22 protein-coding genes and 1 rRNA gene are annotated in these 26482 nt (G+C 68.6%); 13 read left to right on the plus strand and 10 right to left on the minus strand.

Features of this window, described 5'->3' with window-relative positions:
* The 6 genes from rrf to phoU form a co-directional block, all read left to right on the plus strand.
* Nucleotides 1-78 (plus strand): 5S ribosomal RNA (gene rrf, locus CHC02_RS30925); the annotation flags it as partial.
* 541 nt (nt 79-619) lie between these two features.
* Nucleotides 620-1591, plus strand: coding sequence for a phosphate ABC transporter substrate-binding protein PstS (locus tag CHC02_RS06645; RefSeq protein ID WP_089390708.1), 972 nt, complete (start codon nt 620-622; stop codon nt 1589-1591).
* A 441-nt stretch (nt 1592-2032) separates the two neighbouring features.
* On the plus strand, nt 2033-4009 hold the full coding sequence (locus CHC02_RS06650) for an ABC transporter permease subunit (protein ID WP_425262425.1): 1977 nt from the start codon (nt 2033-2035) through the stop codon (nt 4007-4009).
* 25 nt (nt 4010-4034) lie between these two features.
* Nucleotides 4035-5711, plus strand: coding sequence for a phosphate ABC transporter permease PstA (gene pstA, locus CHC02_RS06655; RefSeq protein ID WP_089390710.1), 1677 nt, complete (start codon nt 4035-4037; stop codon nt 5709-5711).
* A gap of 55 nt (nt 5712-5766) precedes the next feature.
* A complete protein-coding gene (gene pstB / locus CHC02_RS06660; protein ID WP_089390711.1) occupies nt 5767-6603 on the plus strand; it encodes a phosphate ABC transporter ATP-binding protein PstB in 837 nt (278 codons plus the stop codon).
* Between the two features lie 72 nt (nt 6604-6675).
* Nucleotides 6676-7404 carry a phosphate signaling complex protein PhoU gene (gene phoU, locus CHC02_RS06665; protein ID WP_009614205.1) on the plus strand — a complete coding sequence of 243 codons (729 nt, stop codon included), beginning with the start codon at nt 6676-6678 and terminating at the stop codon, nt 7402-7404.
* A gap of 259 nt (nt 7405-7663) precedes the next feature.
* Here the strand turns inward: phoU and CHC02_RS06670 are convergent, their stop codons facing one another.
* Nucleotides 7664-8614, minus strand: coding sequence for a LysR family transcriptional regulator (locus CHC02_RS06670; protein WP_089390712.1), 951 nt, complete (start codon nt 8612-8614; stop codon nt 7664-7666).
* Between the two features lie 154 nt (nt 8615-8768).
* Between CHC02_RS06670 and CHC02_RS06675 the strand changes: the two genes are divergently transcribed.
* The 4 genes from CHC02_RS06675 to CHC02_RS06690 all read left to right on the plus strand — a co-directional run bounded on the left by CHC02_RS06675 (nt 8769) and on the right by CHC02_RS06690 (nt 13255).
* Nucleotides 8769-9944 carry a M20 aminoacylase family protein gene (locus tag CHC02_RS06675; RefSeq protein WP_089390713.1) on the plus strand — a complete coding sequence of 392 codons (1176 nt, stop codon included), beginning with the start codon at nt 8769-8771 and terminating at the stop codon, nt 9942-9944.
* Nucleotides 9945-9972: 28 nt separating this feature from the next.
* Nucleotides 9973-11286: an MFS transporter gene (locus CHC02_RS06680; protein WP_089390714.1), complete on the plus strand. Its 1314-nt coding sequence runs from the start codon at nt 9973-9975 to the stop codon at nt 11284-11286.
* 89 nt (nt 11287-11375) lie between these two features.
* Entirely contained in the window at nt 11376-12266 is an 891-nt protein-coding gene (locus CHC02_RS06685) for a response regulator (RefSeq protein WP_089390715.1), read from the plus strand.
* A 92-nt stretch (nt 12267-12358) separates the two neighbouring features.
* A complete protein-coding gene (locus CHC02_RS06690; RefSeq protein WP_089390716.1) occupies nt 12359-13255 on the plus strand; it encodes a peptidoglycan DD-metalloendopeptidase family protein in 897 nt (298 codons plus the stop codon).
* Here the strand turns inward: CHC02_RS06690 and CHC02_RS06695 are convergent.
* From CHC02_RS06695 to phoB, 6 genes are all read right to left on the minus strand, one after another.
* On the minus strand, nt 13245-13946 hold the full coding sequence (locus tag CHC02_RS06695; protein ID WP_089390717.1) for a GntR family transcriptional regulator: 702 nt from the start codon (nt 13944-13946) through the stop codon (nt 13245-13247). The two genes, CHC02_RS06690 and CHC02_RS06695, sit on opposite strands and share 11 nt — an antisense overlap.
* On the minus strand, nt 13943-14644 hold the full coding sequence (locus tag CHC02_RS06700) for a FadR/GntR family transcriptional regulator (protein ID WP_089390718.1): 702 nt from the start codon (nt 14642-14644) through the stop codon (nt 13943-13945). The genes CHC02_RS06695 and CHC02_RS06700 overlap by 4 nt, the downstream gene beginning before the upstream one ends.
* 90 nt (nt 14645-14734) lie before the next feature.
* Entirely contained in the window at nt 14735-16048 is a 1314-nt protein-coding gene (locus CHC02_RS06705; RefSeq protein WP_089390719.1) for a C4-dicarboxylate transporter DctA, read from the minus strand.
* Nucleotides 16049-16468: 420 nt separating this feature from the next.
* Nucleotides 16469-17809 (minus strand): hemolysin family protein, encoded by a 1341-nt coding sequence (locus CHC02_RS06710; protein WP_089390720.1) that lies wholly within the window; start codon nt 17807-17809, stop codon nt 16469-16471.
* Nucleotides 17810-17879: 70 nt separating this feature from the next.
* Nucleotides 17880-19175: a phosphate regulon sensor histidine kinase PhoR gene (gene phoR, locus CHC02_RS06715; RefSeq protein WP_089390721.1), complete on the minus strand. Its 1296-nt coding sequence runs from the start codon at nt 19173-19175 to the stop codon at nt 17880-17882.
* A 40-nt stretch (nt 19176-19215) separates the two neighbouring features.
* Nucleotides 19216-19905 (minus strand): phosphate regulon transcriptional regulator PhoB, encoded by a 690-nt coding sequence (gene phoB / locus CHC02_RS06720; RefSeq protein ID WP_089390722.1) that lies wholly within the window; start codon nt 19903-19905, stop codon nt 19216-19218.
* A 245-nt stretch (nt 19906-20150) separates the two neighbouring features.
* Between phoB and CHC02_RS06725 the strand changes: the two genes are divergently transcribed.
* On the plus strand, nt 20151-20516 hold the full coding sequence (locus CHC02_RS06725; RefSeq protein WP_089390723.1) for a COG4315 family predicted lipoprotein: 366 nt from the start codon (nt 20151-20153) through the stop codon (nt 20514-20516).
* Between the two features lie 805 nt (nt 20517-21321).
* On the opposite strand, the gene ubiA is transcribed toward CHC02_RS06725, so the two are convergent.
* The 3 genes from ubiA to glcC all read right to left on the minus strand — a co-directional run bounded on the left by ubiA (nt 21322) and on the right by glcC (nt 23647).
* Nucleotides 21322-22212: a 4-hydroxybenzoate octaprenyltransferase gene (gene ubiA, locus CHC02_RS06730; RefSeq protein ID WP_089390724.1), complete on the minus strand. Its 891-nt coding sequence runs from the start codon at nt 22210-22212 to the stop codon at nt 21322-21324.
* A gap of 27 nt (nt 22213-22239) precedes the next feature.
* A complete protein-coding gene (locus CHC02_RS06735) occupies nt 22240-22797 on the minus strand; it encodes a chorismate lyase (protein ID WP_371921205.1) in 558 nt (185 codons plus the stop codon).
* Nucleotides 22798-22873: 76 nt separating this feature from the next.
* On the minus strand, nt 22874-23647 hold the full coding sequence (gene glcC / locus CHC02_RS06740; RefSeq protein WP_089390725.1) for a transcriptional regulator GlcC: 774 nt from the start codon (nt 23645-23647) through the stop codon (nt 22874-22876).
* A 253-nt stretch (nt 23648-23900) separates the two neighbouring features.
* Here glcC and glcD point away from each other — a divergent pair, with 253 nt between their 5' ends.
* Nucleotides 23901-25400 carry a glycolate oxidase subunit GlcD gene (glcD, locus tag CHC02_RS06745; protein ID WP_089390726.1) on the plus strand — a complete coding sequence of 500 codons (1500 nt, stop codon included), beginning with the start codon at nt 23901-23903 and terminating at the stop codon, nt 25398-25400.
* A complete protein-coding gene (gene glcE, locus CHC02_RS06750; RefSeq protein WP_089390727.1) occupies nt 25400-26479 on the plus strand; it encodes a glycolate oxidase subunit GlcE in 1080 nt (359 codons plus the stop codon). Before glcD ends, glcE begins: the two co-directional genes overlap by 1 nt.
* Nucleotides 26480-26482: the final 3 nt, after the last annotated feature.

Consider the following 26482-nt stretch of genomic DNA (forward strand, 5'->3'; position numbering starts at 1 on the left):
CCCGAACTCAGCAGTGAAACGACGCATCGCCGATGGTAGTGTGGGGTTTCCCCATGTGAGAGTAGGTCATCGTCAAGCACCTATCCCAAAACCCCCGATCAGCCTGGCTGGTCGGGGGTTTTGCTTTGACGCGGGGAAAACCCTTCCCCTGTAGGAGCGCGCCCTGCGCGCGAATCGCGGGCAGGGCCCGCTCCTACAGTTACCCTGTGCGCCATGTACCCGTAGGAGCGGATCTCATCCGCGATCCGGCCGGCAGGTCGGCGGTTTTCCCAGCGCGCTATTACGGCGGCAGCTGTGTTTCGGGTTGATACCGTTCCCTCTCCCCAGCCCTCTCCCGCAAGCGGGAGAGGGGGCCGTTCGGCGTTGCCGGGGCGTTCGGTGTCAGCCTGGAACATCGGTTCGAATACGCAATCGTAGGGCGCATAACGCCCCAGGCGTTATCCGCCGTCGGCCCACACCAGTCCCTACGCCTGAAATATTTCGTAATAAGTATCGTCACATTTCTTCTTCGAGCCCGTCGGTTTTCATCTGGCTGTCACATTGCTTTCATAGAGTCTGCTCGCGCCCCAACGCGTGGCGCCGAATTCCAGCCAGTCGGCCTTTCCCCAAGGAGCAAGGCATGAAACTCAAGCGTTTGATGGCGGCGCTGACCTTCGCCGCCGCCGGCGTGGGCGCTGCCAGCGCTTTCGCGGCGATCGACCCGGCGCTGCCGGACTACCAGAAGACCAGCGGCGTCTCTGGCAACCTGTCCAGCGTGGGCTCGGATACCCTGGCCAACCTCATGACCCTCTGGGCCGAGGAGTACAAGCGCCTGTACCCGAGCGTGAACGTGCAGATCCAGGCCGCTGGCTCCTCCACCGCCCCGCCGGCGCTCACCGAGGGCACCGCCAACCTCGGTCCCATGAGCCGCAAGATGAAGGACGTCGAACTGCAGGCCTTCGAGCAGAAGTACGGCTACAAGCCCACCGCCGTGCCCGTCGCCGTCGATGCCCTGGCCGTCTTCGTGCACAAGGACAACCCCATCAAGGGCCTGACCATGCAGCAGGTCGACGCCATTTTCTCCGCCACCCGCCTGTGCGGCGCCAAGCAGGACGTGAAGACCTGGAGCGACCTGGGCCTGGGCGGCGACTGGGCCAACAAGCCGGTACAGCTGTTCGGCCGCAACTCGGTGTCCGGCACCTACGGCTATTTCAAGGAAGAGGCCCTGTGCAAGGGCGACTTCAAGCCCAACGTCAACGAGCAGCCGGGCTCCGCCTCGGTGGTGCAATCCATCAGCCAGTCGCTCAACGGCATCGGCTACTCCGGCATCGGCTACAAGACCGCCAGCGTGAAGACCGTGGCCCTGGCCAAGAAGCAGGGCGACCCCTACGTCGAGGACAACGAGCAGAACGCGCTGAACGGCACCTACCCGCTGGCCCGCTTCCTCTACGTCTACGTGAACAAGGCGCCGAACAAGCCGCTGGACCCGCTGGAGGCGCAGTTCCTGAAGATGGTGCTGTCCAGGAGCGGCCAGGAGGTCGTCGTCAAGGACGGCTACATCCCGCTGCCGGCCAAGGTCGCGGCGAAGGCGGTCAAGGAACTGGGACTCTAGGTAGCGCCGGCCCGCCAGCCGTCCCTGGGCTGAGCGGTAGGTGATCCGGCCCGTTGGCAGGCGACTGCCGACGGGCTTCGTCTCGTCATCTCAGTGTCATGTTTCTGTCATAGACTGCCGCAAGCGTGTCGCCCCATGAACGACCTGGCCACTTCAGCAATGAGCAACTCTTCCCCCGAGCGGATCGACTTCAATACCCCGACCCTGCGCCGCAAGCGCCGCATGCGCGCCCTCAAGGACCGCCTGACGCGCTGGTACGTGCTGGTCGGCGGGCTGTCGGTGCTGGTGGCCATCACCCTCATCTTCTTCTACCTGGCCTACGTGGTGCTGCCGCTGTTCCGCGGCGCCGAGCTGGATGCCCGCGCCCCCCTGGCCCCGGCCTGGCTGAAGGACGTGCAGGCGCCCCTGCTGCTGAGCATCGAGGAGCAGAACCGGGTCGCCATGCGCGTGGCCGCCGACGGCCAGGTGCTGTTCTTCGACCTGGACAGCGGCGCCGAACTCGGCCGCCAGGCGCTCAAGCTGCCGGCCGGCAGCCAGGTGGTGTCCATCGCCGAGGACCAGCCGGGGCACCCGATGGTGGCGCTCGGCCTGTCCAACGGCCAGGCCCTGGTGTTCCAGCACGGCTACCAGGTCACCTACCCGGACAACCGCAAGACCATCACCCCGCAGGTCGACTACCCCTACGGCGAGGCGCCCATCAGCCTCGACCCCCAGGGCCGTGCGCTGGAGCACGTGGCCCTGGCCTCCGACGACGACGGCCTGCTGCTGGCCGCCTCGACCGGCAGCCAGATGCTGCTGCTGAGCCTGACCCGCCGGGAGAACATGCTCACCGGCGAGACCACCCTCGAGCGGGAGGCCGTGAACCTGCCGCAGATCGCCGACCCGGTGAAGGCGATCTACATCGACCCGCGCAAGCAGTGGCTGTACGTCATCAACGGCCGCGCCCAGGCCGACGTCTTCGACCTGCGCACCCGCCAGCTCAACGGCCGCTACAAGCTGCTCGACCATGCCAACCGCGAGGTCACCGCCAGCGCCCAGCTGCTGGGCGGCATCTCGCTGATGATCGGCAACTCCGACGGCGGCATCAGCCAGTGGTTCATGGCCCGCGACACCGACGGCGAGCCGCGCCTGGCGCACGTGCGCGACTTCCAGCTGGGCAGCAAGCCGATCACCGCCATCGTCCCCGAGCAGCGCCGCAAGGGCTTCGTCGCCCTGGACAGCGCCGGCGAGCTCGGCGTGTTCCACAGCACCGCGCACCGCACTCTGCTGGAACAGCAGGTGGCGCCGGCCAGCGGCGTGCTGGCCCTGTCGCCGCGGGCCAACCGCCTGCTGCTGGAGCAGGGCGGCCAACTGCACGGTTTCGACCTGAGCAACCCGCATCCGGAGGTCTCCTGGAACGCGCTCTGGGGCAAGGTCTGGTACGAGAACTACGACAAGCCCCAGTACGTCTGGCAATCCACCGCCGCCACCACCGACTTCGAGCCCAAGCTGAGCCTCGCGCCGCTGACCTTCGGCACCCTCAAGGCGGCCTTCTACGCGATGATCCTGGCCGCCCCGCTGGCCATCGCCGCGGCCGTCTACACCGCCTACTTCATGGCCCCGGCCATGCGCCGCAAGGTCAAGCCGGTGATCGAGCTGATGGAAGCGCTGCCGACGGTGATCCTCGGCTTCTTCGCCGGCCTGTTCCTCGCACCCTACGTCGAAGGCCACCTGCCGGGCATCTTCAGCCTGCTGCTGCTCACCCCGCTGGGCATCCTGCTTGCCGGCCTGCTCTGGAGCCGCCTGCCCGGACACATCCGCCTGGCGCTGCCGGACGGCTGGGAAGCGGCCATCCTGATCCCCGTGGTGCTCGGCGTCGGCGCCTTCGCCCTGTGGCTCAGCCCGCACCTGGAAACCGTCTTCTTCGGCGGCGACATGCGCCTGTGGATAAGCCACGAGCTGGGCATCACCTACGACCAGCGCAACGCCCTGATCGTCGGCCTGGCCATGGGCTTCGCGGTGATCCCGAACATCTTCTCCATCGCCGAAGACGCCATCTTCAGCGTGCCCCGCAGCCTCACCGACGGCTCCCTGGCCCTGGGCGCCACGCCCTGGCAGACGCTCACCCGCGTGGTGATCCTGACCGCCAGCCCGGGCATCTTCTCGGCGCTGATGATCGGCATGGGCCGCGCGGTGGGCGAGACCATGATCGTGCTGATGGCCACCGGCAACACCCCGGTGATGGACATGAACATCTTCCAGGGCATGCGCACCCTGGCGGCGAACGTGGCGGTGGAAATGCCCGAATCGGCGGTGGCCAGCACCCACTACCGCGTGCTGTTCCTCTCGGCGCTGGTGCTGCTGACCTTCACCTTCGTGATGAACACCCTGGCCGAGCTGATCCGTCAGCGGCTGCGGAAGAAATACGCGTCGCTCTGACCGGCGTCTGAAGAGGCTCTTTTCGGTGAAACAGAAACAGGATTCGGTGAAAGCCTGGTTCGCCAGCGGTTCTCCCTGGGTGTGGATGAACGCCGGCGCGGTTTCCATCGCGGTGATCATGACCCTCGGCCTGCTGGCCGTCATCGCCGTGCGCGGCCTCGGCCACTTCTGGCCGGCCGACGTGCTGGAGGCCCGCTACAGCGTGCCGGGGCAGGAAGCCAGGGTGCTGGTCGGCGAAGAAGTGCAGGTCGAGGAAGTGCCGCGCGAGCGCCTGCGCGGCGCCGGCCTGCCGGTGCCCGCCGAAGGCCCGGAGTTCATGACCCGCGAACTGCTCAAGCTGGGCAACCGCGACCTCTACGGCAGCGACTTCTCCTGGGTGATCGGCGACTGGCTCACCGAGCGGCGCTGGCCGCGGGAGCTGGTGGTCCTGGAGCGCCGCGAGTGGGGCAACTTCTACGGCTACCTGGTCAGCGTGAAGCAGGACGGCCAGGTGCTGGCCCGGGGCGCCGACGCCATGCCCGAGCTGCAGGCCCGCCTGCGGCGGGTGGAAGGGTTGTACGGCCAGCTCTACCAGCTGGAGAAGAAGGACATCGGCGGCGTCAACCACGAACTGGAGCGCCTGCGCCTGAAGGAGCGCCGCCTGCAGTTGCACGATGGGCTGGACGCCGCCGCCCAGGCCGACCTGGCCGCCGCGCGCGCCGAACTGCAGGGGCGCTACCAGGAATACGAAGGGAAGCTGACGGCGCTGCGCCAGCAGTTCAACCGCGACAGCGTGGTGATGCGCGACGCCGGCGGCCGCGAGCTGGAGATCAGCCTCGGCAAGCTGGTCCACGCCTACCAGCCCAACGCCATGGGCCTGGGCGCCAAGCTGGCGTTCTACTTCAAGAAGCTCTGGGAGTTCCTCAGCGAGGACCCGCGCGAGGCCAACACCGAGGGCGGCATCTTCCCGGCGATCTTCGGCACCGTGATGATGACCCTGGTGATGGCGGTGATCGTCACCCCGTTCGGCGTCATCGCCGCGGTCTACCTGCGCGAGTACGCGCGCCAGGGCCTGCTGACGCGGGTGATCCGCATCGCCGTGAACAACCTCGCCGGGGTGCCGGCCATCGTCTACGGCGTGTTCGGCCTGGGCTTCTTCGTCTACGTGCTGGGCGGCTCCATCGACCGGCTGTTCTTCCCCGAGGCCCTGCCGGCGCCGACCTTCGGCACCCCGGGGTTGTTCTGGGCCTCGCTGACCCTGGCGATCCTCGCCGTGCCGGTGGTGATCGTGGCCACCGAGGAAGGCCTGTCGCGCATCCCGCGGGCGATCCGCGAAGGCTCCCTGGCCCTGGGCGCGACCAAGGCCGAGACGCTGTGGAAGATCGTCCTGCCCATGGCCAGCCCGGCCATGATGACCGGCCTGATCCTCGCCGTGGCCCGCGCCGCCGGCGAGGTGGCGCCGCTGATGCTGGTGGGCGTGGTCAAGCTGGCGCCGTCGCTGCCGGTGAACGGCAACTACCCCTACGTGCACCTGGACCAGAAGATCATGCACCTGGGCTTCCACATCTACGACGTCGGCTTCCAGAGCCCCAACGTCGAGGCCGCGCGGCCGCTGGTGTACGCCACCGCGCTGCTGCTGGTGCTGGTGATCGCCCTGCTGAACTTCTCCGCCATCGCCATCCGCAACCGCCTGCGCGAGAAGTACAAGGCGCTGGAAAACTGATCCGCGGCCGCCGCCCGCGCAGGCGGCGGCCCGAGCCTCCAACGGGAGAGACGAGATGCAACGAGAACCCCATCGCCATGGCATCGACCTCGCCGCCCTCGGCCGGCCGATCCGCGAGGGCCTGCGCCTGGACAAGGAAACCGTGGCCCTGGAAGTGCCCGGCCTGAACCTGTTCTACGGCCAGAAGCAGGCGCTGTTCGACATCGCCATGCAGATTCCCAAGCAGCGGGTGACCGCCTTCATCGGCCCGTCCGGCTGCGGCAAGTCGACCCTGCTGCGCTGCTTCAACCGCATGAACGACCTGGTCGACGATTGCCGCGTGGAAGGCGAGATCCGCCTCGACGGCCACGACATCTTCGCCCGCGGCGTGGACGTGGCCGAGCTGCGCCGCCGCGTCGGCATGGTGTTCCAGAAGCCCAACCCCTTCCCCAAGACCATCTACGAGAACGTGGTCTACGGCTTGCGCATCCAGGGCGTGAACAAGAAGCGCACCCTCGACGAGGCCGTGGAATGGGCGCTCAAGGGTGCAGCCCTGTGGGAGGAAGTGAAGGACCGCCTGCACGAGTCGGCCCTGGGCCTGTCCGGCGGCCAGCAGCAGCGCCTGGTGATCGCCCGCACCATCGCGGTGGAGCCGGAAGTGCTGCTGCTCGACGAACCCTGCTCGGCGCTCGACCCGATCTCCACGCTGAAGATCGAGGAACTGATCTACGAACTGAAATCCAGGTTCACCATCGTGATAGTCACCCACAACATGCAGCAGGCCGCGCGGGTCTCCGACTACACGGCGTTCATGTACATGGGCAAGCTGATCGAGTTCGGCGACACCGACACGCTCTTCACCAACCCGGCGAAGAAGCAGACCGAGGACTACATCACCGGGCGCTACGGCTGAGGGCCAGGCGGCGGTCGCAATAAATCTGCAACCTTCGGCGCGTAGCCTGCAGCTTTCGCGGAGCGAAACCACATGATCAACAAAGAAAGTCTCAGCCATCACATCTCCCAGCAGTTCAACGCCGAGCTGGAGGACGTGCGCAGCCACCTGCTCGCCATGGGCGGGCTGGTGGAGAAACAGGTCAACGACGCGGTCACCGCGCTGATCGACGCCGACTCGGGCCTGGCCCAGCAGGTGCGCGAAATCGACGACCAGATCAACCAGATGGAGCGCAACATCGACGAGGAATGCCTGCGCATCCTCGCCCGCCGCCAGCCGGCGGCCTCCGACCTGCGCCTGATCATCAGCATCTCCAAGTCGGTGATCGACCTCGAGCGCATCGGCGACGAGGCCTCGAAGATCGCCCGCCGCGCCATCCAGCTGTGCGAGGAAGGCGAGTCGCCGCGCGGCTACGTCGAGGTGCGCCACATCGGCGGCCAGGTGCGCAAGATGGTGCAGGAGGCGCTGGACGCCTTCGCCCGCTTCGACGCCGACCTGGCGTTGTCGGTGGCGCAGTACGACAAGACCGTCGACCGCGAGTACAAGACCGCCCTGCGCGAGCTGGTGACCTACATGATGGAAGACCCGCGGGCCATCTCCCGCGTGCTCAACGTCATCTGGGCCCTGCGCTCGCTGGAGCGCATCGGCGACCACGCGCGCAACATCGCCGAACTGGTGATCTACCTGGTGCGCGGCACCGACGTCCGCCACATCGGCCTGACGCGCATGAAGGAAGAAGTGCAGGGTAAGTCCGATAGCTGAGTCGATTTTCGCGAAAAGCCCCATACGGATTCGCTTTTGCCGCCTGAGCCGAATGCTCTTCGTAGGATGGGGCGTACCCAGCAGGACCATCGGCGGATAACCGCGAACGGTTATTCGCCCTACGTCGAGGGTGGGTTGGGCGTAGGGCGAATAACGCTCCGCGTTATCCGCCGTTTGACCTTGATCCCATGCGCGCTTCGGGGGCGGCCTCGAAGCACCTGTTCCCGGCCAGTCCCAGTCCAGTCGAGACGCCGGCCCCTCAGAAATTCAACGTCAGCATCTCCGCCAACCGCCGCCCCTGCGGATCGCGGGCGCGGCTGTTGTGCTTCAGCGCCTGCTGCAGGCAGTGGATGAAGTGCCGCGAGGTCGCGTCCAGCCCCTGGTCGCGCAGGCGGATGATGCTGATGTCCCCGTCCGGCAATGGCTCCTCCAGCGCCAGGGCCCGTGCGCCGCTGCGCAACGGTTCGCAGAGCAGCATCGGCTGCGGGGCGTAGCCGAGCAGGCCGGCATCCACGATCAGGCTGCTGAGCATGCCCGAGGAATGGGCGCAGACGATGCGCTCGCGGGCGATCTGCAGGCCGTGCTGGCCGAAGAGCTCGTAGGTGGTCTCGGCGTAGCGGTCGTCGGTGAAGTTCATCGTCCAGTCGTGGTCCAGCAGTTGCTTCAGCGAGCGCGCCGCGGCCAGCGGGTGGTCGCTGCGGGCCACCACCTGCATGCGGTAGTACGCCAGGGGCTGGTGCACGAATTCCGCGCCCTGGAGGATGCACGCCGGGCCCAGGACGAACTGCATGCGGCCCGTGCGCAGCAGCGGCAGGATCAGCGCCTGCAAGCCCTCGTACAGTTCCAGCTGGACATGCGGCATGTCCTTGCGGAAGGCCTGCAGGGCCTCGCCCAGCAGGGTCTGGCCGAACCAGGGGGTGACGCCGACGCAGAGCGACGCCGCGCCCTCGCCGCGCAGGCTGGCCAGCTCCTGGCGGGCGCTTTCCAGCTGGGTGGCGATCTGCCGGGCGCGGGGCAGCAGCACCTGCCCGGCGGTGGTCAGGCGGGCGCCGCCGGCGTGCCGCATCAGCAACGGCAGCCCCTGCTCCTCCTCCAGCTCGCGCAGGGCGCGGGTCACCGCGGCCTGGCTGAGGCCCAGGCCACGGGCCGCGGCGCGGATGCCGCCGCCGTCCGCCACCGCTACCAGGGCCTGCAACTGATGCAGTTTCATGGTGGGTCCCCCCTCCGAACACCGGAGATCGTCACGACAACATTTTTTTGGCTTATGCACAGCGGGCGCCAGCGCTAGGGTAATTCACGCCTAGCGCACCGGCCGGTCCAGGCATCGATCCAGTCCAATCCCACAAGAAAACAGGAGCGAGCCGATGAACGAAGCCTGCATCGCGCCGGGCATAGCCGCTATCGTCCCGGAAATGGTCGAACTGCGCCGGGCCATCCATGCCGAACCCGAACTGGGTTTCGAAGAGTACTCCACCCGCGAGCGGGTCATCGAGCGGCTGCGCGCCTGGGGCTACGAGGTGGCCGAGATGGCCGGCACCGCGGTGATCGGCACCCTGCGCAACGGCCCCGGCCCGGCGCTGGGCCTGCGCGCGGAGCTGGACGCGCTGCCCATCCAGGAACAGAGCGGGTTGCCCTGGAGCAGCCAGGTGCCCGGCAAGATGCACGCCTGCGGCCACGACGGGCACACCGCCATGCTCCTGGCCGCGGCCTGCGAGCTGGCCCGCGAGCGCAGCTGGCGCGGCACCCTGCACCTGTTCTTCCAGCCCGCCGAGGAAGGCCATGGCGGCTCCGGGGCCAAGCGCATGCTCGACGAGGGCGTGCTGCAGCGCTTCCCCTGCGACGCCCTGTTCGCCATGCACAACCTGCCCGGCCTGGCCGAGGGGCGCTTCATGGTCATGCCGGGGCCGTGCATGGCTTCGGCCGACAGCCTGACGATCCTCATCCACGGCCGCGGCGGCCACGGCGCCATGCCCCAGCAGACGGTGGACCCGATCCTGGCCGGCGCGGCGCTGGTCACCGCCCTGCAGAGCCTGGTGTCGCGCAACGTGCCGCCGTCCGAGGCGGCGGTGCTCACCGTCGGCGCCTTCCTGGCCGGCGACGCCAGCAACGTGATCCCCGACAGCGCCGAGCTGCGCCTGAGCGTGCGCGCCCTGAGCCCGCAGGTGCGCGAACTGCTGCTGCGGCGCATCGGCGAGCTGGCGCGGCAGCAGGCGGGCAGCTTCGGCGCCCGCGCCGAAATCGAGGTCGAGGCGGACGGCTACCCGGTGCTGGTCAACGATGCCGAATGCGCGGAGCTGGTCCGCCAGCTGGTCCTCGACTGGCTCGGCGAGGACGGCCTGGTGCCCGACCCGCGGCCGATCCATGCCAGCGAGGACTTCGCCTTCTGGCTGGAGCAGGTGCCCGGCTGCTACCTGATGATCGGCAATGGCGACGGCGAGGGCGGCTGCGCGGTGCACAACCCCGGGTACGACTTCAACGACCGCATCCTGCCGCTGGGCGCGACCCTCTGGGTGCGCCTGGCGCAGCGCTTCCTGGCCTGAACCCTCCAGCCGAGCAGGGAATACCGACATGACAACAAGAACGACTTCCTTCGCCGTGAGTGCCGAACCCTCCCGCGCCGGGCGCACCCGCGCCATCGCCGCGGTGTGCCTGGGCAACGCCCTGGAGTTCTACGACTTCCTCGTCTACAGCCTGCTCGCCACGCTGATGGCGCGGCTGTTCTTCCCCTTCGGGGAAAACCCGCTGACGTCCCTGCTGCTGTCCTTCGCGGTGTTCGGCACCGGCTTCGTCATGCGCCCGCTGGGCGGCCTGGTGATCGGCCTGTACGCCGACCGTGTCGGGCGCAAGGCGGCGATGCGCCTGACGCTGTGGCTGATGGCCCTGGGCGCGCTGCTGTTCACAGTGGCGCCGACCTACGCCCAGGCCGGGCTGTTCGGGCCGCTGGTGGTCATACTCGCGCGGCTACTGCAGGGCTTCGCCGTCGGCGGCCAGGTGGGGACCGCCACCACCATCCTCATGGAGTACGCCGGGGCCGGCTCGCGGGCTTTCTATTGCAGCTGGCAGGTGTTCAGCCAGAGCCTGGGCGTGCTCATGGGCGCACTGGTGGTGCTGGCGCTGAGCAACCTGCTCAGCGCCGAGGCCATGGACGCCTGGGGCTGGCGGGCGGTCTTCGCGGTGGGCATCCTGGCCATCCCGATCAGCGAATACATCCGCCACCGCCTGGAGGAAACCCTGCCCGCCCAGGCGCAGGACGACCGCCAGCCGGCGCCGGCCAGCCAGGGCCTGGCGCTGCTGTGCCGGCACCCGCGCCAGCTGGTCACCGGCGTGCTGCTGGTGACCGGCGTCTCGGTGCCGGTCTACATCACCCAGTTCTACCTGGCCAACCACGCCATCGGCGTACTCGGCATGCCGCTGGGCGTCGCCACCTGGGCGGCGGTGGTGAGCTGCCTGCCGTCGCTGCTGCTGGCGCCCCATGCCGGGCGCCTGAGCGACCGCATCGGCCGGCGCCGCTCGATCTTCTGGCCGCTGCCGATCCTGCTGCTGGCGATCTACCCGGCGTTCCTGCTGCTCAACCACTCCCCGAGCCTCGCCACGCTGCTGCTGATCGTGGGGCTGCTCAACATCCCGCTGACCTACTGCATGGTGGCTTCCCTGGCGATCCTGCCCGAGCTGTTCCCGGCGGCGATTCGCGCCACCGGGCTTTCGGTCACCTACTGCGTGGGCGTGGCGCTGTTCGGCGGCTTCGCGCAATTCTTCGCCGCCGGGCTGATCGGCCTGACCGGCAGCCCGAACGCGCCGGCCTGGTACATGGTCGGGGCCATCCTGCTGTGCCTGGCCGGGTTGCGCATGGCACCGGAAACCGCCGGGCGAACGCTGGATTGAGTGACGGACGTGTCCGACCGGTCACGCCGGCATGGCATCCTGCCAGCGCCCGAGGCTATCCTTCGCCTTGGCGTTCCAGGGAGTCGACGATGAGCAAGGTCAGTGTTCTGGTGGTGGATGATGCACCCTTCATCCGCGACCTGGTGAAGAAGGGGTTGCGCGACCATTTTCCGGGGTTGCGCATCGAGGAGGCGGTGAACGGCCGCAAGGCCCAGCAGCACCTCGCCCGCCACGCGGTCGACCTGATCCTCTGCGACTGGGAGATGCCGGAGATGTCCGGCATCGAACTGCTCGGCTGGTGCCGCGCCCAGGCGCCGCTGAAGGACGTGCCCTTCATCATGGTGACCAGCCGCGGCGACAAGGAGAACGTGGTCCAGGCCATCCAGGCCGGGGTGTCGGACTACATCGGCAAGCCCTTCTCCAACGACCAGTTGGTGAGCAAGGTGCGCAAGGCCCTGAGCCGCAGCGGCAAGCTCGACACGCTGCTGGCCTCGGCGCCGCAGCGGAGCCTGGCCGGCGGCCCGCCGAACGACTCCCTCGCCGCCCTCACCGGCGGCAAGGCCGAGGTGGTGCGCACCACGGCCGCGCCGGCCGCAGCCCCGCCTCCGGTACGCCCGGCGCCTGCCGCCGCCCCGGCCGCCGCTGCGCGGGGCAAGGGCCAGGGCCAGTTGCGCCTGCCCAACGCCAGCCTGCCCTGCGTGATCCGCGGGCTCAGCCTCAAGGAGGCGCAACTGGTGGTGAAGCGCGGCCAGGTGCTGCCGCAGGTGCTGGAAACCGCGGTGCTGGACCTGGAGGAAGACAACGAGGTGGCGCGCCTGAACGGCTACCTGCACTCGGTGGCGGCGCTGGAGCCCAAGCCCGACAGCGAGTGGCTGCTGCTGTTGCTGCGCTTCGTCGACCAGGACCCGCAGAAGCTCGACTACCTGTCGCGGCTGATCGCCCGCGGCAGCACCCAGAAACACTACGTCCCCGGCGCCTGAGGCCTGCTTCACAGCCCGACGGCCGGCGGCTCGCCGCTGCCGGGCGCGGCTGCTAGTCTTGCTGGCGTCGAATACCTATAACCAGAGTCGACATGCTAGGGCGCCTTTTCTTCCTTTGTGGCCTATGGATGGCCACGGGGCCGGCTGCGGCCGTGACCATCTACAAATACGTCGACGCCAATGGCGTGGTCACCTACACGGACAAGGCCGTGGCGGGTGCGCAGGTGTTCGTCTTCCGCGACCGCATGGTCGAGCACCTGGAGCAGCAGGTGAAGCTGCAGACGCTCAGGCACGACGGCTTCGAGACCCTGCAGGTGCGCAATGACCTCTACGCGCCGGTGGAGGTGGAGCTGAGCGTGAACGCCGCGCAGAACGCCGTGGGCGCGCCGGAGCGGCCGATCCGCTGGGTGCTGGCGCCGCGCAGCGCCATCCGCCTGGCCACCCTGAGCCCGCGCGATGCGTCGCGGCCGATGCAGTACAAGCCCAGGCTGCGCTACGCCCTGGGCGACCCGCGCCTGCAGCCGGTGCCCTACGACTATCCGCTGCCCTGGCGCGGCGGGCCCTTCCGCCTGAGCCAGGGCGCCAACGGCAAGTACAGCCACTTCACCCCCAAGAGCCGCTACGCGCTGGACATCGCCATGCCCGAGGGCACGCCCATCGTGGCCGCCCGCGGCGGTACCGTGGTGAAGGTGGAGAACGCCCAGAGCGGCCGTGGCAACAACCCCTCCGGCAACTTCGTGCGCATCCTCCACGACGACGGCACCATGGGCGTCTACCTGCACCTGATGCGCGGCTCGGTGCTGGTCAGCGAGGGCCAGCGCGTCGGCGTCGGCACGCCCCTGGCGCGCTCGGGCAACACCGGCAACAGCAGCGGCCCGCACCTGCACTTCGTGGTGCAGCGCAACGTCGGCCTGGCGCTGGAATCCATCCCCTACGACTTCGCCCAGCCGGTGGGCACCCTGCCGAACTTCGCGGTGGTCAAGGAGTAGCCAGCTTGCCGGCGAAGGCCGCGCGCAGGTCGGTGGTCGGCGGCGGGGCGAAGCGCAGGCGCTCGCCCATGCCGCGCAGGTAACTCTCCAGGCAGGCGCAGGCGCGCTGCGCGTCACCTTCGCCGAGGGCTTCGAGCATTTCCCCCTGTTGCCGGCAGCTGTCCAGGGTGTGAGCCTGGCCGCGGCCGAGGGCGATGCTCACCGCCAGGCGTTCCAGCAGCGGGCCCAGCAGGTCGGGCAGCAGGGGGTTGGCGGACAGCTGCGCCAGGCGCAGGTGCAGGCGCTGGGCCAGGTCCTGCGCGCCCAGCGCGTCGCCTGCCGCCAGGCACCGGCGCTGGGCGGCGAGCAGGTCGCGCAGTTCCGCCAGGCGCTCGCCGTCCAGGTTACCGGCCAGGCGCCGGAGCATGTCGCTTTCCAGCAGCAGGCGGGTTTCCAGCAGTTGCCGCAGGTGCTGCGGGTCGGGACGGGCGACGCTGGCGATGCGCCGTGGCGCCAGTTCCACCGCGCCTTCCCGGGCCAGGCGCTGCAGGGCGCGACGCACGCTGCTGGGGCCGGCATGGAAGATCCGCCCGAGGGTTTCCTGGCTGAGCGGCGCGGCGGGGCGCAGGCGCCGCGAGAGGATGGCCGCGTGCAGGTCCTCGTAGATCCGCTGGGCCTGGCCCCGGCGGCGCGGGCCCGTTTCGCCGTTCATCGCCCGGTCCCCGCTTCCGGCACGCGCAGCACCAGGTTCAGGCGCAGGCCTTCGTTGAGGATGTGCTGGCGCATGGCCTGGCTGGCGCCTTCGCTGTCGTGCTGGCGGATGGCGCGGACGATGGCCTCGTGTTCGGCCAGCAGTTCCTCGGCGTGGGCGGCGTTGCGCTGGATGAGGTGGTCGCTCTGCTCCAGGGCGCCGCCGATCTGCTGCGAGACGCTGAGGAAGATCGGGTTGGAGGTCAGCGCCACCAGCTTGCGGTGGAAGGCGTTGTAGGCCTCGACCAGGGCGGCGGTGCGGCCGTCCTCCACCGCTTCGCGCATGTCCAGCAGCAGCAGGCGCAGGCGGCCGAGGGAATCGCTGTCGATGCTCTGCGCCACCAGCCCGGCGATGAAGGGCTCCAGGGCGTAGCGCAGTTGCAGCACGTCCTCCAGGGTGGCGGTGGCCGGGGCGCGGATCTCGCGCAGGGCGCCTTCCTCGCGTTCCAGCACCATCACCCCCTTGCCGGGCAGCGAACGGACCACGCCGAGGGTCTCCAGCACGGTGATGGCTTCGCGCAGGCTCGGCCGGCTGATTTCCAGCTGCTCGGCCAGTTCGCGCTGGCCCGGCAGCATCTGGCCGGCCGCCCAGCGCCCCTGTTCGATGGTGTCTAGCAGTTTCTGAACCACTGAATTGACCAGCTTGGATGAGGAAAACATGGTGACTCCTGAGGCAGTAAGTAGGAGGGGCCCATCCGGCCCCACCATTGCGCGCCGCACCCATGGATGCGGTACGCGTGGCGGCTATGGTCAGCCGCGCAGTTCGCCCTTGCTCGAGGCGGGCGTCACATTCTGGGTGGCGCCGGGTTCGCCAGTCAGTACCGCCCGGGTGCGTTGCAGGTCGATGTCGTTTTCCCAGCGGGCGATGACCACGGTGGCGACGCAGTTGCCGATCAGGTTGGTCAGCGCCCGGCCGATGCCCATGAACCAGTCCACCGAGAGCACCAGCACCAGGCCGGCGGCGGGGATGGCCGGCACCGCGGCGAGGGTGGCGGCGAGGATCACCAGGGCCGAGCCGGGGATGCCGTGGGCGCCCTTGGAGGTTACCAGCGACACCAGCAGGATGGTCAGCAGGTCGCTGATGGCCAGCGGCGTGCCGGTGGCGTGGGCGATGAACACCACCGCCAGGGTCAGGTAGATGGAGAAGCCGTCGAGGTTGAAGGAGTAGCCGGTGGGGATCACCAGGCCCACGGTGGAGCTGCGGATGCCCATGTTCTCCAGCTTGCGCATCACCTGCGGCAGCACGGCATCGGAAGAGGCGGTGCCGAGGACGATCAGCAGTTCCTCGCGGAAGTAGCGCAGGAACGGCCGCAGGCGCACGCCGCTCAGGCGCAGCACGGTGCCCAGCACCAGGCACACGAAGAGGATGCAGGTGAGGTAGAACACCAGCACCAGGGCGCCCAGGTGGCTCAGCGACTCCAGGCCGTAGCGGCTGGTGGTGAAGGCCACCGCGCCGAACACGCCCAGCGGCGCCAGGCGCACGATCATGCCCATGATGCGGAAGACCACGTGGCTGAACTCGTTGATCAGCCGCGCCACGCCGCTGGCCTGTTCGCCCACCAGGTTCAGGGCGCTGCCGAACAGCACGGCGAACACCAGTACCTGGAGGATGTCGTTGTTGGCGAAGGCGCTGAACACCGAGGTGGGGATCAGGCCCATGATGAAGTCCACCGGCCCGTGGATGTCCTTGGTGTGCGCGGTGTAGGTCGCGGCATCGCCGGCGGAGAGGCCGCTCAGGTCGATGTTGGCGCCGCTGCCCAGGCCGCTGCCGTAGGCCACCAGCAGGCCGAGGAGGAGGGCGAGGGTGGTGAGGATCTCGAAATAGACCACCGATTTCAGGCCAATGCGCCCGACCTTCTTCAGGTCGCCCGCGCCGGAGATGCCGTTGACCACCACGCAGAACACGATGAGCGCGATGAGCATCTTGATCAGCTTGATGAAGCCGTCGCCCAGCGGCTTGAGCTGGGCCGAGAAGTCCGGAAGGCCGACACCGAACAGCACGCCGAGGGCCAGGCCGAGCACCACTTGCAGGAAGATCGAGCGGGAACAGCGGTGGATGAGCATTGGGGGTCTCCGTTGTCTGCGCCCGTCCGCATCGCAAGAAGTGGTTGAGGCGCGCAGTTATTGTTCTGGTATTACCGGTCAGACCAGTTCAGGGTATGCCCATGGGCCGCCGTCGGCAAGTGCGGCGTGGGGGATGGTGCGACGAATGGTTCCGGGGAAGGGGGAATTAGAGAGGATTTAGGCTCTAGATCGATGGTCTTGCGGGGGCGGAATTCTGTTCGGGGGAAGTCGGCAGGGTGATTCAACTGGTCAGACCGGTATGGGCGGCGAGTCCAATCGCGGACTTTGTCCGCGATTGGCGGATAACGCCGTAGGCGTTATGCGCCCTACGAAAACACCGCCATGGCACCATGCCCTGGCTTGCAGCTTGCAGCTTGCAGCTTGCAGCTTGCAGCTTGCAGCTTGCAGCTTGCAGCCGCCTCAATCCAACTTGACCACCTTGGCCAAGACGATCTTCGGTCCCTTCATCTTCTTCACGATGATGCGCAGGCCGTCGGCTTCCAGCACTTCTTCCTCTTCCGGCACGCGCTTGAGGGTCTCGTAGACCAGGCCGGCGAGGGTGTCCGCCTCGATGTGGTCGAGGTCGATGCCCAGCAGGCGCTCCACCTTGAACAGCGGGGTGTCGCCGCGCACCAGCAGCTTGCCCGGCTGGTAGGCGAGGATGCCGCGCTCGGTCTTGCGGTGCTCGTCCTGGATGTCGCCGACCAGCACTTCCAGCACGTCTTCCATGGTCAGGTAGCCGATCACCTTGTGATCGGCCTCCTCCACCAGGGCGAAGTGCGCGCCGCCCTGGCGGAACTGTTCCAGCAGGCGCGACAGCGGCATGTGCTTGGTCACCAGCTCCAGCGGGTGGGCCAGCTCGTCGAGGTCGATGGAGTCCGGCTGGCTGTCGGTGGTCGCCAGTTCCAGCAGCAGGTCCTTGATGTGCAGCAGGCCGGTGAATTCGCCCTTCTCGGTATCGAACACCGGGTAGCGGCTGTACTTGTGCCGGCGGATGGTCGCCAGCACGTCGGCCAGCGGCGCATGGCGCTCCAGGTACACCAGGTCCTCGCGGGAGTTGGCCCAGTCCACCACTTCCAGCTCGCCCAGCTCCACCGCCGAGGCCAGCACGCGCATGCCCTGGTCGCTGGGGTCCTGGCCGCGGCTGGAGTGCAGGATCAGCTTGAGCTCCTCGCGGCTGTAGTGGTGCTCGTGGTGCGGGCCCGGCTCGCCCTGGCCGGCGATCTTGAGGATGGTGTTGGCGCTGGCGTTGAGCAGCCAGATGGCCGGATACATCAGCCAGTAGAACAGGTACAGCGGCACCGCGGTCCACAGCGACAGCAGCTCCGGCTTGCGGATCGCCCAGCTCTTGGGGGCCAGCTCGCCGACCACGATGTGCAGGTAGGAGATGATGAAGAAGGCGCTGAAGAAGGACACGCCGCGGATGACTTCCTCGGAATGCACGCCCACCGCGGCCAGCAGCGGCTCCAGCAGCTCGGCGAAGGCCGGCTCGCCGACCCAGCCCAGGCCCAGGGAGGCCAGGGTGATGCCCAGCTGGCAGGCGGAGAGGTAGGCGTCGAGCTGGTTGTGCACCTTGCGCAGGATGCTGCCGCGCCAGCCGTGCTGCTTGGCGATGGTCTCCACGCGGGTGGCGCGCAGCTTGACCATGGCGAACTCGGCGGCGACGAAGAAGCCGTTGAGCAGGACGAGGAGAAGGGCGAAGAGTACGAGGCCGAAATCGGCGAAATAGGTCAGCAATTCGCTACTGGGGGAAGGGTCCATGGTTCTGTTGGCTGATGAATGAGCGGGTAAGCATGGCGGCAGCGTGCGGCCGTGGCAAGACGACGTTGGTTCAGGCGACCTGCTGCCGGGGGAAGTGGCAGACGAAGCTGCTGCCCTTGCCCGGCACGCTGCTGATGTCCAGGGTGGCGCGGTGGCGGATCAGCACGTGCTTGACGATGGCCAGGCCCAGGCCGGTGCCGCCGGTACTGGCGTTGCGGCTGGAGTCCACGCGGTAGAAGCGCTCGGTCAGGCGCGGCAGGTGCTTGGGGTCGATGCCGATGCCGCTGTCCTGCACCGCCAGGTGCGCGCCCTGCTCGTCGCCCCACCAGCGGATGCGGATCTCGCCGCCCTCGGGGGTGTACTTCACCGCGTTGAACACCAGGTTGGAGAAGGCGCTGCGCAGCTCCGCCTCGCTGCCCTTGAGCCTCACCTTCGGGTCGGTTTCCAGGCTGATGCGGTGCCCGCGGGCGCCGGACAGCGCCTGGGCGTCGTTGCGGATGGCCAGCAGCATCAGGTCCACCGCCACCGGCTTGTTGTCCGCCGGGTAGTCGGTGGCCTCCAGCTTGGCCAGCAGCAGCAGGTCGTTGAGCAGGGCCTGCATGCGCGCGGCCTGCTGCTGCATCTGCTGCAGGGCGCGGGCCCAGCGCGGGTTGATGTCGCCGGCGTTGTCCAGCAGCGTCTCCAGGTAGCCGGCGATCACCGTCAGCGGCGTGCGCAGCTCGTGGGAGACGTTGGCGACGAAGTCCTTGCGCATCTGCTCCAGGCGCTGCACGCGGGTGACGTCGCGGACCAGCATCAGGTGCTCGCCGTTGCCGTAGAGGGTGATCTGGAACTGCAGCAGCAGCTTGTCGTCCACCGGCGAGGGCATGTCCAGCGGCTCCTGGTAGTCGCCGCGGGCGAAGTATTCCTTGAAGCGCGGGTTGCGGACCAGGTTGGTCACCGCCTGGCCGCCGTCCTGAGGGCTCTTCAGGCCGAGCAGGCGTTCGGCGGCGAGGTTCCACCATTCCAGGTTGCCGTCGGCGTCGAGCATGACCACCGCATCGCGCAGCGCCGCGGTGGACTCCTGCATGCGGTCGATCACCGCCTGCAGGCGCCCGCGGGCGCGCTGGTTGCGCCGCTGCAGGTGGTAGATGCTGTCGAACACCTCGCCCCACAGGCCGTAGCCGTCGGGCGGCGGTTCGTCCTCGCGGTGGTTCTTCAGCCATTTGTGCAGGCGCAGCACCTGCCAGAGGGTCCAGCCGAGGTAGATGCCCAGGCAGCCTGCCAGGGCCCAGGCGTATTGCCCGCTCACCGCGCCTATCAGCGCGGCGGCGACTATCAACAGCAGCAGATGGCGGATCAGGGCGCCACGCCAGTCTTGGTTCACCAGGTCCTTTCCTTGTGAATATCAGGCGCGGGGCGCGCGGTCAGCTCTTGGTGGAGAAACGATAGCCGGTTCCGCGGACCGTCTGCACCAGGTTCTCGTAGACCTCGCCCAGGGCCTTGCGCAGGCGGCGGATGTGCACGTCGACGGTGCGCTCCTCGACGTAGACGTTGCCGCCCCACACCTGGTCGAGCAACTGGCCGCGGGTGTAGGCGCGCTCCTGGTGGGTCATGAAGAACTGCAGCAGGCGGTATTCGGTGGGGCCCATCTCGGCCGGCCTGCCGTCGATGGTGACGCGGTGGCTGATGGGATCGAGCATCAGGCCGCCGACCTCGATCGGCGTCTCGCTGTCGCCGGCGCCGGTGCGGCGCAGCACGGCCTTCAGCCGGGCCACCAGCTCGCGCGGCGAGAAGGGCTTGGTGATGTAGTCGTCGGCGCCGACCTCCAGGCCCTGGATCTTGTTGTCCTCCTCGCCCTTGGCGGTGAGCATGATGATCGGGATGTCCTGGGTCATCTCGTCGCGCTTCAGGCGCCGCGCCAGCTCGATGCCGGAGGTGCCCGGCAGCATCCAGTCGAGCAGGATCAGGTCCGGCTTGCGGTCGACGATGGTGGCGTGGGCCTGCTGCGCGTTCTCCGCCTCCAGGCATTCGTAGCCGGCCATCTCCAGGGCCACGGCGATCATCTCGCGGATCGGCGCTTCGTCGTCAACGATGAGGATTGTCTTGCCAACCATGGTCTCGCCTCGGGAATTCTGTACTGCGCCGCATTAGATAACGGAATTATTACAGCGATGTGACGCGGGCATGTTAGCCGAGGCACATGCCGGCGGGTGGCGGGGCGCTCTACTATGCTGATGTGACCGCCCCCACCGGGCGGCCCCACGCGCGTTCCCGGGGCCGTTGTGACGGCCTGCCCGACCTGCCGCCGTTTCCGGCCGCGCCTGTCTTGCGAGTCCGACCTCAGAAGAGGAGATTCACGATGAATTGCAAACACCTGGCGCTGGCCCTGTGCCTGGCGCTGCCGGCCGTGGCGGCGCAGGCGGCGGAACCGGCGACCACCAAGAACGGCATGCTGGTCGATGCCAAGGGCATGACGCTGTACACCTTCGACAAGGACAGTGGCGGCAAGTCGGTGTGCAACGACAAGTGCGCGCAGAACTGGCCGCCCCTGGCCGCCGAGACCGGCGCCATGGCCAGCGGCGACTGGAGCGTGATCACCCGCGACGACGGCACCCAGCAGTGGGCCTACAAGGGCAAGCCGCTGTACACCTTCGTCCAGGACAAGGCCGCCGGCGAGGCGAAGGGCGACGGCAAGATGAACGCCTGGCACATCGCCAAGCCGTGATGCGGCGGGGGATACCCCTGTAGGAGCAACTGTCTTACAGTCCGCGCCGGGGTGCTCTTTGTAGGAGCGGGCCCTGCCCGCGATTTCGCGCGCAGGGCGCGCTCCTACAGGGGAATGGCATGACTCGGGCTGCGTAGGAGGACTCTGTCCGCGATTTGGCGGATAACGCCGTAGGCGTTATGCGCCCTACGGGGAACCCGGGAGCTTCGTGATTTCGCCTCACGCCGAACGGTCCCCTCTCCCGCTTGCGGGGGAGGGTTAGGGAGGGGGAACGGAGTCAGGGTTCGCGAGCAAGCTCGCTCCTACGAAAAGCAAAAGCGCTTTTGCTCTGGCGTTTGGGACTTCCAGAGAAACCACCGAGCACACCGGAACGCCCCTTCAGAAGGCCGAGCGAAACCGGCGCTCAGGAGGTCATGCGACATGGATGTCGCGAGAGCCCCGATCAGCACAGGGACGTGCTGTCGGGGCGGGCCTCCGTGGTGGGGGAATTCGTGAGGGTAGCCCGGCTCCATCGGGCCCGTATGTCGGGGCAAGCCTTTTCGGTTACTTTTGTGGCGACTGACAAAAGTGACTCGCCCGAGGGGGCGAAACAAGAGACATCCGAGCACTCGGAGCGGCGCGCTACACCCAAACCCGACATCTCTGGGCTCCCGCGTTCGCGGTTATCCGCCGTTTCCAATGACAAAAATCGCGGACGGAGTCCGCTCCTACGGGCGCCAGGGAAGCACGATCGTAGGAGCGGGCCCTGCCCGCGATTCGCGCGCAGGGCGCGCTCCTACAGGGAGCCGTGCCTTGCCCGCCCGGCTCAGCGCAGTGCGTAGTCCACCACGGTACCGACGAAGATCGCCAGGCCCGCCCAGTGGTTGTGCAGGAAGGCCTTGAAGCAGGCCTGCGGATCGCGGTCGCGGGTGGAGTGGAATTCCCAGGCGAAGCAGCCGGCGGCCACCACCAGGCCGGCGTAGAACCACGGGCCCATGTGCAGCTTGCCGGCGGCCAGCACCAGCAGCAGGAGCATCAGGCCCTGCAGCGTCAGGTTGATCACCCGGTCGGCGTCGCCGAAGAGGATGGCGGTGGATTTCACCCCGATCTTCAGGTCGTCCTCGCGGTCGGTCATGGCGTAGTAGGTGTCGTAGGCCACCGTCCACAGCACGTTGGCGAAGAACAGCAGCCAGGCCGCGGCCGGCAGCGTGCCGCTGGCGGCGGTGAAGGCCATGGGGATGCCCCAGGAGAAGGCCGCGCCCAGCACCACCTGCGGGTAGTAGGTGTAGCGCTTCATGAAGGGGTAGAGCGCGGCGATGGCGGCGCCGCCGAAGGACAGCCAGATGGTCTGCTCGTTGGTGCACAGCACCAGCACGAAGCTGGAGGCCAGCAGGCTGAAGAAGGCGATCCAGGCCTCGCTCGTGGTGATCTTCCCGGTGGCCAGCGGGCGCGCCTTGGTGCGCGCCACGTGGCCGTCGAAGTCGCGGTCGGCGAAGTCGTTGATCACGCAGCCGGCGGCACGCATCAGCACGGTGCCGAGGACGAAGATCACCAGGTTCTTCAGGCTGGGCAGGCCGCCGCTGGCCATCCACAGCGCCCACAGCGTCGGCCACAGCAGCAGGTAGATGCCGATGGGCTTGTCCATGCGCGTCAGCTGGATGAAGTCCCAGGCGCGGGGGTGCAGGCGGGCGAGGGGTTTGATCAGGGCGGCGAACATGGCGGGCTCCGACGGACGATCGGAGGATTATACGGCCTCGACTCCGGCAGCGCGCCACAGGCGCGGCAGGAACACCTCGGCCACCAGCACGCCCAGGCGGTCGCGGCGGAAGCACGAGCGGCGGCCCCAGAGCAGCACGCGGCGCACTTCCAGGGGCAGGAAGGGCGCGGGGTACAGGCACACCTCGATGACGTCGCGGCGGAAGGCGCTGTCGCTGAACAGCAACTCGCCGAGCGAGCGCCTGCCCAACTGCGCCAGGTCGAAGCCCGAGGCCTCCAGGGCCGAGCGGGCCGCCACGCTGCGGGCGAAGACCCACGGCTGGCCGTGGCCGCGCAGGTAGACCTCGCGTACCCAGCCCTGGCTGTGGCTGGGCACGCCCAGGGCGGTGCACTCGTCGTTGCGCAGCACCTGCCAGCCTTCCAGCAGCGGCTCGACGCTGAAGGCGCCTTCGGCGAGGGCGGTGAGGCGGCGGGTCAGGGAGCCCTGGTCGAACAGCCAGTCGTGCACGGCGGGTTCGACGTTCGCCGGCAACTGGTCTTCGTTGAGCCAGTTCGGCAGAGGTACGGAAAGGTCGGACACGGGAATTCAACGCTGACGTAGGACCGCCGCAGGGTACCACGGATCGATGATCGTTAGCCTGCGACCTATCGCCCCCCTCGCCTCATTCCCAGCCCTGCAGGCGCATGGTGGCGCGGACCAGGCGCTGCTCCTCCTGCTCGATCTCGCGCAGGTTGTCGCGGATGCCGTGGATATGTTCGCGGGCGGCGCGCTGGGCCTGGTCCGGCAGGCGCTCGACGATGGCGTTGTACAGGCGCGTGTGCTGGCGGTCGATCTGCCGCTTCTGCAGCGGCCGGTGGTAGAGGTTGTTCACCGAGGCGAACACGGTGCTGAGCATCAGCTCGCTGAGCGACTGCAGGGTGTGCACCAGCACCGGGTTGTGCGAGGCCTCGCTGATCGCCCGGTGGAAGGCGTGGTCGCGGCGGGCGTGTTCGCGCGGGTCCGGCGGCGGCGTCTCGCTCTGGGCCAGGAGCATCTCCTCGTAGCGGCGCTTGAGCAGGATCAGGTCGGCATCGGTGGCGCGCAGCGCGGCCAGGCGCGCCGACTCGCCCTCCAGCAGGGCGCGCACCTCCAGCAGGTCGTAGAGGGTCCGTGGCTGCGAGGCGAACAGGTGCATCAGCGGCGTGGCGTCGTTGGCCCGGCTGAGGTCGGCGACGAAGGAGCCGCGGCCCTGCTCGGTATCGATGATGCCGCGCCCGCGCAGGATGCGCAGGCCCTCGCGCAGCGCCGAGCGCGAGCAGCCGAGCTTGTCCACCAGGCGCCGCTCCGAGGGCAGGGCCTGGCCGACCTTGAGCACGCCGTCGACGATCAGCCGCTCGATGCGCTCGGCCACCTGGTCGGCGACCCGCGCGCGGGCGCCGCTGCTTTGGCTTTCCATTCGTCCTCCAACTGGTCCTACCAGTTCGAATGCATGGCGCCACTCTAGACCACCCGATGCGCTTTGATAAGGCCGCTGAACGGCCTCCTGGCCGAAAGTCGAGTGTCTAAACTGGTAGGACCAGTGCTGCGGCAACTGGACGCAGGCTCGTCCGGCGGTCCAGTCTGCGCCGACCTGAGACCCGTCAGTCCAGCAGCCGCCTCGGTTCGCCGGGGCGGCGCCACCCATAAGAAAAACCACCGTGTGAGACCCGATGAACATCCTCTACGATGAGCGCCTCGACGGCGCACTGCCGAAGGTGGACAAGGCCGCGCTGCTCGCCGAGATGCGCGCCGCGCTGCCGGACCTGGAGATCCTCCACGAGGCCGAGGACCTGCGCCCCTATGAGTGCGACGGCCTCTCCGCCTACCGCAGCACGCCGATGCTGGTGGTGCTGCCCGAACACGTCGAGCAGGTGCAGACCCTGCTGCGCCTGTGCCACCGCATGCAGGTGCCGGTGGTCGCCCGCGGCGCCGGCACCGGGCTGTCCGGCGGCGCGCTGCCGCTGGAGCAGGGCGTGCTGCTGGTGATGGCGCGCTTCAAGCGCATCCTCGAGGTCAACCCCGAAGGCCGCTATGCCCGGGTGCAGCCCGGCGTGCGCAACCTGGCCATCTCCCTGGCCGCCGCGCCCCACGGCCTGTACTACGCGCCGGACCCGTCCTCGCAGATCGCCTGCTCCATCGGCGGCAACGTCGCCGAGAACGCCGGCGGCGTGCACTGCCTGAAGTACGGCCTGACGGTGCACAACCTGCTCAAGGTGGACATCATCACCGTCGACGGCGAACGCCTGACCCTGGGCTCCGACGCCCTCGACAGCCCGGGCTTCGACCTGCTGGCGCTGTTCACCGGCTCCGAGGGCATGCTCGGCGTGGTGGTCGAGGTGACCGTCAAGCTGCTGCCCAAGCCGCAGGTGGCCAAGGTGCTGATGGCCAGCTTCGACGACGTCGAGAAGGCCGGCCGCGCGGTGGGCGACATCATCGCCGAAGGCATCATCCCCGGCGGCCTGGAGATGATGGACAACCTGTCGATCCGCGCCGCCGAGGACTTCATCCACGCCGGCTACCCGGTGGACGCCGCGGCCATCCTGCTGTGCGAGCTGGACGGCGTGGAATCCGACGTCCACGAGGACTGCGAGCTGGTCGACGCGGTGCTGCGCAAGGCCGGCGCCACCGACGTGCGCCTGGCCCGCGACGAGGACGAGCGCGCCAGGTTCTGGGCCGGGCGCAAGAACGCCTTCCCGGCGGTGGGCCGGATTTCCCCGGACTACTACTGCATGGACGGCACCATCCCGCGCCGCGAGCTGCCGCGCGTGCTCAACGGCATCGCCGAACTGTCCGAGGAGCACGGCCTGCGCGTGGCCAACGTGTTCCACGCCGGCGACGGCAACATGCACCCGCTGATCCTCTTCGATGCCAACGTCCCCGGCGAACTGGAACGCGCCGAGGCCCTGGGCGGGAAGATCCTCGAACTCTGCGTGGCGGTGGGCGGCAGCATCACCGGCGAGCACGGCGTGGGCCGCGAGAAGATCAACCAGATGTGCGCCCAGTTCAACGCCGAGGAGCTGACCCTGTTCCACGCGGTGAAGGCCGCGTTCGACCCCCAGGGCCTGCTCAACCCCGGCAAGAACATCCCGACTCTGCACCGCTGCGCCGAGTTCGGCGCCATGCACATCCACCACGGCCAACTGCCGTTCCCGGAACTGGAGCGCTTCTGATGCAGCAACAGCACTTCGACCCCCAGGCCGGCCACGACCGCAGCGCCGAGCTGCTCGAACAGGTGCGCCAGGCCCTGGCGGAAAAGACCGCCCTGGCCATCCGCGGCGGCTCCAGCAAGCGCTTCCTCGGCCGCCAGGTGGAGGCCCGCCCGTTGGACGTCGCCGGGCACACCGGGATCGTCTCCTACGACCCCACCGAGCTGGTGATCACCGCCCGCGCCGGCACCCCGCTGCGCGAGCTGAACGCCGCGCTGGACAGCGCCGGGCAGATGCTCGCCTGCGAAGCGCCCTGTTTCACCGAAAACGCCACGGTCGGCGGCATGCTCGCCGCCGGGCTGTCCGGCCCGCGCCGGCCCTGGGCCGGCGCGGTGCGCGATTTCGTCCTGGGCACCCGGCTGATCAGCGGCCTGGGCACCCACCTGCGCTTCGGCGGCGAGGTGATGAAGAACGTCGCCGGCTACGACCTGTCGCGCCTGCTGGCCGGCAGCTTCGGTTGCCTGGGGGTGATCACCGAGGCCTCGTTCAAGGTCCTGCCCAAGCCGCGCTGCCGCATCAGCCTGCGCCAGGAAATCCCCCTGGAGCGCGCCCTGCTGCGCCTCGGCGAATGGGGCCAGCAGCCGCTGCCGCTGAGTGCCGCGGCCCACGACGGCAAGCACCTGTACCTGCGCTTCGAAGGCAACGAAGGCTCGGTGCGCGCCGCCTGCGACCGCATCGGCGGCGAGCCCCTGGACGACGCCTGGTGGGACGACCTGCGCGAACAGCGCCTGGACTTCTTCCGCGACCCGCGGCCGCTCTGGCGCCTGTCGCTGCCGGCGCTCAGCGCGCCGCTGGCGCTGCCCGGCGAGCAACTGCTGGACTGGGGCGGCGCGCAGCGCTGGCTGAAGTCCGAGGCTTCCGCCACGCAAATCCGCGAGGCCGTGAGCGCCGTCGGTGGCCATGCCAGCTGCTTCACCCCAGGCCATGTCGACGACCCGCTGCACCCGCTGCCGGCGCCCCTGCTCAAGCTGCACCGCTCGCTGAAGCGCCAGCTCGACCCGCAGGGCATCTTCAACCCCGGGCGCATGTACGCCGACTTCTGACGC

Origin of the sequence: Pseudomonas delhiensis, assembly GCF_900187975.1 — a bacterium.
Taxonomy (GTDB): Bacteria; Pseudomonadota; Gammaproteobacteria; order Pseudomonadales; family Pseudomonadaceae; genus Pseudomonas; species Pseudomonas delhiensis.

What these genes read in the sequence shown, in the direction of transcription:
- CHC02_RS06685 (WP_089390715.1), top strand. Translation starts at nt 11,376, where the DNA reads ATGAGCAAGGTCAGTGTTCTGGTGGTGGATGATGCACCCTTCATCCGC.
- phoU (WP_009614205.1), top strand. Translation starts at nt 6,676, where the DNA reads ATGATCAACAAAGAAAGTCTCAGCCATCACATCTCCCAGCAGTTCAAC.
- CHC02_RS06650 (WP_425262425.1), top strand. Translation starts at nt 2,033, where the DNA reads ATGCGCGTGGCCGCCGACGGCCAGGTGCTGTTCTTCGACCTGGACAGC.
- pstB (WP_089390711.1), top strand. Translation starts at nt 5,767, where the DNA reads ATGCAACGAGAACCCCATCGCCATGGCATCGACCTCGCCGCCCTCGGC.
- CHC02_RS06675 (WP_089390713.1), top strand. Translation starts at nt 8,769, where the DNA reads ATGAACGAAGCCTGCATCGCGCCGGGCATAGCCGCTATCGTCCCGGAA.
- CHC02_RS06680 (WP_089390714.1), top strand. Translation starts at nt 9,973, where the DNA reads ATGACAACAAGAACGACTTCCTTCGCCGTGAGTGCCGAACCCTCCCGC.
- CHC02_RS06725 (WP_089390723.1), top strand. Translation starts at nt 20,151, where the DNA reads ATGAATTGCAAACACCTGGCGCTGGCCCTGTGCCTGGCGCTGCCGGCC.
- CHC02_RS06645 (WP_089390708.1), top strand. Translation starts at nt 620, where the DNA reads ATGAAACTCAAGCGTTTGATGGCGGCGCTGACCTTCGCCGCCGCCGGC.
- CHC02_RS06695 (WP_089390717.1), bottom strand. Translation starts at nt 13,946, where the DNA reads ATGAACGGCGAAACGGGCCCGCGCCGCCGGGGCCAGGCCCAGCGGATC.
- phoB (WP_089390722.1), bottom strand. Translation starts at nt 19,905, where the DNA reads ATGGTTGGCAAGACAATCCTCATCGTTGACGACGAAGCGCCGATCCGC.
- glcD (WP_089390726.1), top strand. Translation starts at nt 23,901, where the DNA reads ATGAACATCCTCTACGATGAGCGCCTCGACGGCGCACTGCCGAAGGTG.
- CHC02_RS06705 (WP_089390719.1), bottom strand. Translation starts at nt 16,048, where the DNA reads ATGCTCATCCACCGCTGTTCCCGCTCGATCTTCCTGCAAGTGGTGCTC.
- ubiA (WP_089390724.1), bottom strand. Translation starts at nt 22,212, where the DNA reads ATGTTCGCCGCCCTGATCAAACCCCTCGCCCGCCTGCACCCCCGCGCC.
- CHC02_RS06670 (WP_089390712.1), bottom strand. Translation starts at nt 8,614, where the DNA reads ATGAAACTGCATCAGTTGCAGGCCCTGGTAGCGGTGGCGGACGGCGGC.
- CHC02_RS06710 (WP_089390720.1), bottom strand. Translation starts at nt 17,809, where the DNA reads ATGGACCCTTCCCCCAGTAGCGAATTGCTGACCTATTTCGCCGATTTC.
- CHC02_RS06690 (WP_089390716.1), top strand. Translation starts at nt 12,359, where the DNA reads ATGCTAGGGCGCCTTTTCTTCCTTTGTGGCCTATGGATGGCCACGGGG.
- glcE (WP_089390727.1), top strand. Translation starts at nt 25,400, where the DNA reads ATGCAGCAACAGCACTTCGACCCCCAGGCCGGCCACGACCGCAGCGCC.
- glcC (WP_089390725.1), bottom strand. Translation starts at nt 23,647, where the DNA reads ATGGAAAGCCAAAGCAGCGGCGCCCGCGCGCGGGTCGCCGACCAGGTG.
- CHC02_RS06700 (WP_089390718.1), bottom strand. Translation starts at nt 14,644, where the DNA reads ATGTTTTCCTCATCCAAGCTGGTCAATTCAGTGGTTCAGAAACTGCTA.